Annotated in this window: 8 protein-coding genes, 3 tRNA genes and 1 pseudogene; 7 read left to right on the top strand and 5 right to left on the bottom strand. The window is 60.3% G+C overall.

Translation table 11 applies throughout. The features are described 5' to 3' along the window. Positions 1-400: hypothetical protein (locus EOA28_RS39570; RefSeq protein ID WP_210214947.1), on the top strand; the 400-nt coding region annotated here is incomplete at its 5' end. A 101-nt stretch (positions 401-501) separates the two neighbouring features. Here EOA28_RS39570 and EOA28_RS18825 read toward each other — a convergent pair. Together EOA28_RS18825 and EOA28_RS18820 are read right to left on the bottom strand one after the other, a co-directional pair. Continuing rightward, positions 502-798: an HIRAN domain-containing protein gene (locus tag EOA28_RS18825; protein WP_189342100.1), complete on the bottom strand. Its 297-nt coding sequence runs from the start codon at positions 796-798 to the stop codon at positions 502-504. A gap of 580 nt (positions 799-1,378) precedes the next feature. Continuing rightward, positions 1,379-1,714: a hypothetical protein gene (locus EOA28_RS18820; RefSeq protein WP_189342099.1), complete on the bottom strand. Its 336-nt coding sequence runs from the start codon at positions 1,712-1,714 to the stop codon at positions 1,379-1,381. A gap of 481 nt (positions 1,715-2,195) precedes the next feature. On the opposite strand from EOA28_RS18820, the gene EOA28_RS38915 reads away from it, so the two are divergent. Continuing rightward, positions 2,196-2,939, top strand: coding sequence for a hypothetical protein (locus EOA28_RS38915; RefSeq protein ID WP_189342098.1), 744 nt, complete (start codon positions 2,196-2,198; stop codon positions 2,937-2,939). Positions 2,940-3,072: 133 nt separating this feature from the next. Here the strand turns inward: EOA28_RS38915 and EOA28_RS18810 are convergent. The 3 genes from EOA28_RS18810 to EOA28_RS18805 form a co-directional block, all read right to left on the bottom strand. Then, positions 3,073-3,147 (bottom strand) — tRNA-Gly (locus EOA28_RS18810). A 122-nt stretch (positions 3,148-3,269) separates the two neighbouring features. Beyond that, positions 3,270-3,428 carry a hypothetical protein gene (locus tag EOA28_RS38910; RefSeq protein WP_189342097.1) on the bottom strand — a complete coding sequence of 53 codons (159 nt, stop codon included), beginning with the start codon at positions 3,426-3,428 and terminating at the stop codon, positions 3,270-3,272. A gap of 116 nt (positions 3,429-3,544) precedes the next feature. After that, a tRNA-Asn gene (locus EOA28_RS18805) sits at positions 3,545-3,619 on the bottom strand. A 207-nt stretch (positions 3,620-3,826) separates the two neighbouring features. Between EOA28_RS18805 and EOA28_RS18800 the strand changes: the two genes are divergently transcribed. The 5 genes and pseudogenes from EOA28_RS18800 to EOA28_RS40280 all read left to right on the top strand — a co-directional run. Then, on the top strand, positions 3,827-4,087 hold the full coding sequence (locus EOA28_RS18800) for a hypothetical protein (protein ID WP_126082274.1): 261 nt from the start codon (positions 3,827-3,829) through the stop codon (positions 4,085-4,087). Between the two features lie 164 nt (positions 4,088-4,251). Continuing rightward, positions 4,252-4,325 (top strand) — tRNA-Cys (locus EOA28_RS18795). A gap of 93 nt (positions 4,326-4,418) precedes the next feature. After that, a complete protein-coding gene (locus EOA28_RS18790; RefSeq protein ID WP_127252055.1) occupies positions 4,419-5,093 on the top strand; it encodes a protein-L-isoaspartate O-methyltransferase in 675 nt (224 codons plus the stop codon). A gap of 184 nt (positions 5,094-5,277) precedes the next feature. Continuing rightward, the gene (locus tag EOA28_RS18785) at positions 5,278-6,666 is read left to right on the top strand and encodes a TolC family outer membrane protein (RefSeq protein ID WP_127386118.1); all 1,389 of its coding nucleotides are present in this window, start codon (positions 5,278-5,280) and stop codon (positions 6,664-6,666) included. Between the two features lie 230 nt (positions 6,667-6,896). Next, positions 6,897-7,149 (top strand): annotated as a pseudogene (locus EOA28_RS40280) (DUF2497 domain-containing protein); the annotation flags it as partial.

Genomic DNA, 7,149 nt, shown 5'->3' with positions numbered 1-7,149 from the left:
AAGAGGAAGCGCGCGCTGGCAGATCTCAGAAAGGGTGATTCCTTGGGCTCAAGCCTGCCGACACTCGGTTTGCGACATCCCTGATCAAATGATGGATTGCGGTCGGCCCGTGCTTCGCACATGCTGCCACGAAGAATTCCATCGTCTGTGCGACCTGTTGCATCTCCCGGAAGTTCCGCGACATCAATTCGTCATTCTCGTCAAACGGGTGCAACATCACGTATTCCATGCGCTCAATGGCATCGGGGAATCTGGCGAGGTAGGCATCCAGAAACTCGTCGATCTGTTCGTCGCTGAAGTGCTTACCCATTATCCCCGCAAGCGTGACGCATCATTGATCCCCCGCAAGACTTGCAGAGGCAGCATCTCGCAACTGAAGCGCGCACGCAAGCGAACCTGAGCCGCATGGCCTGCAATGCAATGGAACTGGCCAGCCAAGCCCGCCAGAGGGCGATCGAGGCGAGGGCGGCTTAGAGGGCAGCAGCGCCAAACACCGGACAATCAGGCTGCCATCTTTTCATTCTTTGGCCTGACGCTCATGAAAATGAACAGCTTCGGATTATCCAATGTCCCGTTCATACGATAAACCGAGGCCGATACAGTTCGAGCGTCGAGCCAATACCCGACGGTTTCAGCCTGCAGGCGATTTACATATCCGACGCACCGATCTCCGGCACAGACGTGGATTGCCGCGGGGTCATATTGGTTGTCCGGTTCAGGCACAAGGCTCACCGGCTGATCCGGCGCCAAACCGAGCGTGGTTCCGATTAGGAGATGCCTGGTGCCCGCCACCTCCATTACCATGTCCGCCTTGGCGGTACTTTTGTCTAGCGGATCAACAATGGAAAAACCGTCGCTGGGTAATTTTGCTCCGTGTAAGCAAGCAGTGCGAAGTCGGAAGGATTGGCGTCAGGTGCGAGTCCATACAACTGAAGAAACGCTCCAAAGTCTGGGCGGCTGCGCGGCGGCAACCGTCGCATCAACGTAGGTAACACCTCCGACCTGTGGATGGGTCGCTGCATGCTAAAAGCCGGATACCCTAAGAACCCGAGGCCGATAAGCTTTTCCCTGCCATGCCCATTGAGTGCTCGGAATTCCGAATCCGACGTGACATATCTGAAGCTGCATTCCTGGCCAGATATATCGATCACTCCAACGGCCCAGCGCTGCCGGTTCCCAAGGTGGTCCGGGGCCTGCCATGCGAGCAACAACTGCTTCGGCTCAGCGAGATATTTGATGGAGCGGGTCATCAGTAGCCGATCGCTTCTTCGAGCATTGCTTTCCGCGCCTTGATCAGTGTGTAGACAAAATCGACGCGTGCTGTGCTGAACGGAATGCCGACATCGAACAGCGAACAATCATGGAAAATCTTCGCGATCTACAGCATCTGGAATCGAACCACATTTGCGGCCGCAACGCCAGCCTCTGGGTAATGCTCGAGCAGTTTTTTGCAAAGGGCTATATGGCCGGTCGGCTCATCCGATTGCATATCCCAGCCAAGATGATGGCGCCCTTTCTCGATGTATGTGCGAAGCGCTTTAGCTTCCGAGGCCGTACGCAGGGCATCATCTTTGAGTTCGTACGCCAAGCTGGTGGCGTTATCGAACAGAGGTGCTAGTTGGTAAGTCGGCTGGCCGTTGGGCCGTCGACGGACAAGAAATCCCCAATTTTCCGTACGCCGATCAGTATTGCCTATCAGAGCGTCAAAGATCACTGCCTTTGTCCACCAAGCCAAGAAATCGGATCCGCTTCCGAGCACAAACGGCAAATCCTCGCATTCTCTCGAATGTTGTGCGGTCTGCCGCCCTTGAGGCCGCGGTGAAACCCCGCTAGTACATCTGCTCCGTGCACTAGGCGCGCTGGATGGGGCTCGCCAGGGTAGCCATAAAAGAATTCAACCAGGGCGCCACATTCACCAGTTCGCGAATCCACTGCGAGAAAACAGGGCGGCACTGGGAGAGCAAGCAAGCTCCCGATCTGGTATGCGATGAACTCCGACCACATCTGCCGGGATCGCCATCCGTACGCCGTTTTGAACAGGTATGGGTGTCTGGGGATCAAGAGCGGAGTCGGCGCATCGTCAGGTACGAAGACCATTTGCTTCGGTTTGGTGCCGCCCGGGAAAATCCCGAAGCTCTCGTCGCGCCGCCAACTGGCGATATCGATAGCAGCTGATTGGGGCGGTACAGCCCGAGATGACCAAGCTGTTGGAGTGCGAAGAAGTTCGTTGCTCAAATCGTCGAGAATCCTTTTCCCATTTAGGTGACACGGCGATCAGGAAAGACGCAAGCGGGCTCCCCGAAGGGACGGGCGACCAGTTCTGCACACTAATTCCGTTGCACAGCGGGATTATCGGTGACGCCCGAAATCTGGCCTGTCTTTTCATGGGGCAAGCAGAGCAAGCTTCCAGGCAGCGAAACTGGATGCTTGAAATGCACGGCCACACTCCCGAGCAATGGGCTGCCATGCCGTATGCCGAGCGCATGCCCTGGACAACATCGAGGAGGATCGCCGCCATGGATGACCTCCAACTCACCAAGAAGGCCGAGGCCTATGTCGCGCTGAGCCCTGGCTTGGATGGACAGGGAACGGCCCGAGGACCATGTCCCTCGACCTCGACCTCGACCTCGACCTCGACCTCGACCTCGACGGCCGCGGCAGCGCCTATGATGACCGCGAAGCCGATGACAGTGACTATGAGCCCAATGGGGATGAGAAGGATCTGTCCTGGGCCGTCGGCGGGGGAAAGGGCCCATTGGTGCGAGGACGCCGAAGACGGTGGCGACCTTGAGCACAATCTGGGCTGGCGGGAAGCTGGGTCGCTAACGGGCGATCTGGCCTGCTTCGGCAGTGCGGAAGAAGACGAGCCGTCCTTGGGCTGGACGAACCACATCGACCAGCGCTTGAGCATGATCGAGACGGAAACGACTGGCACGTGATGGACGGGGAGGAAGACCCCGACGACGAGGACGAGCGAGAGGACGACAGCTACAGCGGCCTCTGAAATTCTAATCGAGTTGGAATATGGCCCGGCTGCTATGTGGCCGGGCTTTTTTCTTGCCGAAGAAGATTTGGTGCACTCGGCAGGGCTCGAACCTGCATCTGCCCGGGAGGATCCCGCTCTGTCCTGACTTGAGCTACGAGCGCTGTTGTTGGCAGCCTAAAATCGCAGCGCCCGTTCGATCAATTTGGAGGTTGGGGGGACCGGCATCCATTGGAAGTAGGAACACTCTCAGGAAAGAGGACGCTTCGGCTTTCGGGCCTTTCTCTTACCCGGCGATCGCCAGCCCGACCGCTATACCAATTCCGATAGCGAGCCCGGCAACGAGATTGCCGGCCAGGCGCATCCCGAAAGCAGCGGCAAGGGCGCGCAGATTCGACTGTGGTCGGGCCTGCAGCCGGATCAGATCATTAAAAACGTATTCCATGAGAACGACCCCCCTTCGCGTGTAGATCGGCGCCTAGCGAAGTCGAGCTGTGTAGATATGCTGTAGATCAGCCGTTTTTGGGCTGACTTGGAAAACTCTGAAGACCTTGGAATTGTTGGCTCCCCGGGCCGGATTCGAACCAGCGACCAACCGGTTAACAGCCGGTTGCTCTACCACTGAGCTACCGGGGAACGGAGGCTCTGACGTGAGTGGCGCAGCCTATAGCAAACACCTTTCGGCTTTGCAAAGCAGCATTTCGCAATTTTTCTCCAGTTTTTGATGCGGCTATTTGTGCCATCGTTCGGCGCGCCCACATATGAAGGGCTTCACTCCGGCACGGAACAAAGCGGCCGGTCATCGCCTTGACATGGCTTAGGCAGCGGATGGGATTGGTTTGAATGACCGCAGCGGACGATGACAACGCCCCGGCACGGAAGATTTCGATCTTAGGCCGCGAGTTCACCATGCCGCGCTCACGCGGCTGGCGAATCGCCATTGGCATGCTGCTTACCCTTGGCGGGCTTCTGGGCTTTCTGCCGATTCTCGGCTTCTGGATGATTCCGCTCGGTCTCCTGGTTCTGTCCTATGAATTCGCCATGATCCGGCGCCACCGGCGGCGTTTCATCGTCTGGTGGGAACGTCGGCGTCGACCCGACTGAGAGGCAGGGACGGCTGCACCACGGCGATGCCGGAGTCGCGACAACCGATTGGTAATCACCACTTTGGCCGCTCCATGCGAAAGCATCGGGAATGACGCGCCGCCGCTTGACGACCTTTGAGCGTCAACATAATGAGTTCGCTCGGAACGCCGGGAGCATTGCGAGGCCTCGTGGCGGAGTGGTTACGCAGAGGACTGCAAATCCTTGCACCCCGGTTCGATTCCGGGCGAGGCCTCCAGATGCTTGCGGGCTCCAGCGCAATCGCGCCGGAGCGGGGGTTCCGGTTGAAGTTTTAGCCGCGCGTTTGGCGCGGGGAGCGGACTGTTGGGACATGAGCGCTGATTTTTCCGAACGCCGCGTGAAGATGGTCGACGGCCAGGTCCGCACCACCGATGTCACCAGCGCGCCTCTCATCGAAGCGATGCTGAGCGTTCCGCGCGAGGCCTTTGTCGACGCCGGGCAGCGGGATCTGGCCTATATCGACGAAGACATCCGCATTTCGAACGGCGCCAATGGCGGCGGCGCACGCTACCTGATGGAGCCGTCGCCGCTCGCCAAGCTTTTGCAACTGGCCGAGATCGACGCGAGTGATTCGGTGCTCGATGTCGGCTGCGGCAGCGGCTATTCCGCCGCATTGCTGTCCAGGCTTGCCCGGTCCGTGGTGGCGCTGGAAAGCGATCCCGCGCTGGCGGAGACCGCGAAATCCACGCTGTCCAGCCTTGGCTGCGAGAATGTTACCGTGGCCACCGGGCCGCTGCCGCAGGGGCATGCCGCTAAAGCGCCCTACAACGTCATCTTCGTCGGCGGCAGCGTCGAGGAAGTGCCGCCGGCGCTGCTCGACCAGCTTGCGGAAGATGGACGCCTGGTTGTGGTCGAGGGACAAGGCAACTCTGGCGTGGCCCGGCTGTTTTTTAAAGCCGGGGGGGTTGTAACCGGAAGACGGGCCTTTAATGCGGCAATTAAGCCACTACCGGGCTTCGAACGTGCTCACGCGTTTGAATTCTGAGCGTTTTGCCTTGCAGCGAAGGCGCTGTCATGATCGCTTGCGCCTGACAATCGTTGCTGATTTGGTTAACCGGGCGTTTCGGGAGGCCGTCAGCGGGGGAACGATAAACAACGCGGCGCCGGCCGATCCGCAAGGGTAGGCTGACGCGGCGTGGTTCCCATGCAAAACGAATGAGGGAAATAACGTGCCGCCTCTACCTCTACGCAAGAGTGTTTTAGTAGCTATCCTTGTTTCGGCCACGGCGCTTTCGCCGTTGGCCGCCTCCGCCGAGACCATTACGGGCGCTCTCGCCAAAGCCTACCAGTACAATTCGCAGCTCAACGCCGCTCGCGCCGGCGTGCGCGTGACTGACGAGGGCGTTGCCATCGCCAAGTCGGGCTGGCGCCCGACCGTCACTGGTTCGGCCAACATCGACTACACCAACACGCACGGATTTGGCACCAGCAGGAGACTGACGACCGGCAGCTTCGGCGTGCAGATCAACCAGACGCTGTTCGACGGCTTTCAGACCAAGAACAATGTTGCTGCCGCCGAATCGCAGGTGAAGGCTTCCGTGGAAAGCCTGCGCAACACCGAAGAGAACATCCTGTTCAACGCGGCGAGCGCCTATATGGACGTGATTCGCGACCGCCAGGTCGCGGTGCTGACCGAGCAGAACCTGCAGTTCCTGACCGAGCAGGCGCGCGCCGCCCGTTCGCGCTTCGAGGTCGGCGAGGGCACCCGTACCGACGTCGCCCAGGCCGATGCCTCGCGCGCCACGGCCGTGGCTCAGTTGAGCGCCGCCCGCGCGACCGCTCTGGCGAGCGCCGCCACCTACCATCAGATCGTCGGCGACGAGCCGGGCAAGCTGAAGGCGGCCTCGCCGCTGGGCAAGCTGCTGCCGGGCAATCTCGATTCCGCCCTGGCTGTCGCTTCCGCCGAGCATCCGGCCATCCTTGCCACGCAGCATCTCGTCGATGCGGCGGCGTTTTCGGTGAAGTCGTCGGAAGGTGCGCTGCTGCCCCAGCTTTCGGCCTCCGCCGGCATCTCGGACAATTACAGCCACACCTCTCCCGGTTCCTCCAGCAGTCCCAACGGTAGCTCGACGTCCGCCAATATCGGCGCTACTCTGACCATACCGATCTATTCGGGCGGCCGGACCTCGGCAATTGTGCGGCAGAACAAGGAATCGCTCAGCGAGGCGCGCATCCAGGTTGATGTCAGCCGCGACCAGGTGCGCCAGGCCGTGGTCTCGGCCTGGACGCAATATGTCGCAGCGCGCGAAAGCGTGGATGCCAACAGGCAGGTCATCGACGCCGCGCAGCTGGCGCTGAACGGCGTCATCGAGGAGCGCAATGTCGGCCAGCGCACGACGCTCGACGTGTTGAACGCGCAGAACGCCGTCATCACCGCCAAGATCAACCAGGCAAGCTCCGAGCGCGACGTGGTGGTGGCGAGCTACGCCATCCTGTCGGCGATGGGACGGCTGTCGGTCGATCGCCTGGGCCTGGCGGTCACCAAATACAGGCCGGAAGAGCATTACAACGCCGTCAAGGACAAGTGGATCGGATTGCGCACGCCCGACGGACGCTGATTTCCGATCCAAGCTTCGATAAACGCCGCGCGTCCCATGGATGCGCGGCGTTTATCTTTTCCGGATGACTGACCGGGCTGCGCATCGCCTAATCTGTTGAAATCCAAAGAGTCCCCAGATTGGGGATTCTCGGATGGCGATCGGTCGGTTACGCTGTCTCCACTGATTCGAATTCCGGCCCGGGCAGGAACGGAATTGCGTAATGGGTCACAAGGGCGGCGGATGTGACGATGGCGACGGCAAGCAGCGCGCAGCGCGAACCTTCCATGGAAGAGATACTGGCTTCCATCCGAAGGATCATCGAGGACAGCGATACCGGTCGCAAGCAGCCGGCCGAGGCCGGTGACCTGCGCCAGGACCTGGAACCGGCCGCCGTCAACACTCCCTCCGCTGCGATACCCGCTGTCGAGGTCGACGCCTTTCGTTCCGAACTGCATGCCGATGCCAGTCCCCGCAAGCCGGCGACGCTGGCGGAGGTCCAGG

Source organism: Mesorhizobium sp. M2A.F.Ca.ET.067.02.1.1, assembly GCF_004023285.1.
Lineage (GTDB): Bacteria > Pseudomonadota > Alphaproteobacteria > Rhizobiales > Rhizobiaceae > Mesorhizobium.
This window is presented reverse-complemented; position numbering and strand designations above follow the sequence as displayed.

What these genes read in the sequence shown, in the direction of transcription:
- EOA28_RS18800 (WP_126082274.1), top strand. Translation starts at nt 3,827, where the DNA reads ATGACCGCAGCGGACGATGACAACGCCCCGGCACGGAAGATTTCGATC.
- EOA28_RS38915 (WP_189342098.1), top strand. Translation starts at nt 2,196, where the DNA reads ATGACCAAGCTGTTGGAGTGCGAAGAAGTTCGTTGCTCAAATCGTCGA.
- EOA28_RS18790 (WP_127252055.1), top strand. Translation starts at nt 4,419, where the DNA reads ATGAGCGCTGATTTTTCCGAACGCCGCGTGAAGATGGTCGACGGCCAG.
- EOA28_RS18825 (WP_189342100.1), bottom strand. Translation starts at nt 798, where the DNA reads ATGGAGGTGGCGGGCACCAGGCATCTCCTAATCGGAACCACGCTCGGT.
- EOA28_RS38910 (WP_189342097.1), bottom strand. Translation starts at nt 3,428, where the DNA reads ATGGAATACGTTTTTAATGATCTGATCCGGCTGCAGGCCCGACCACAG.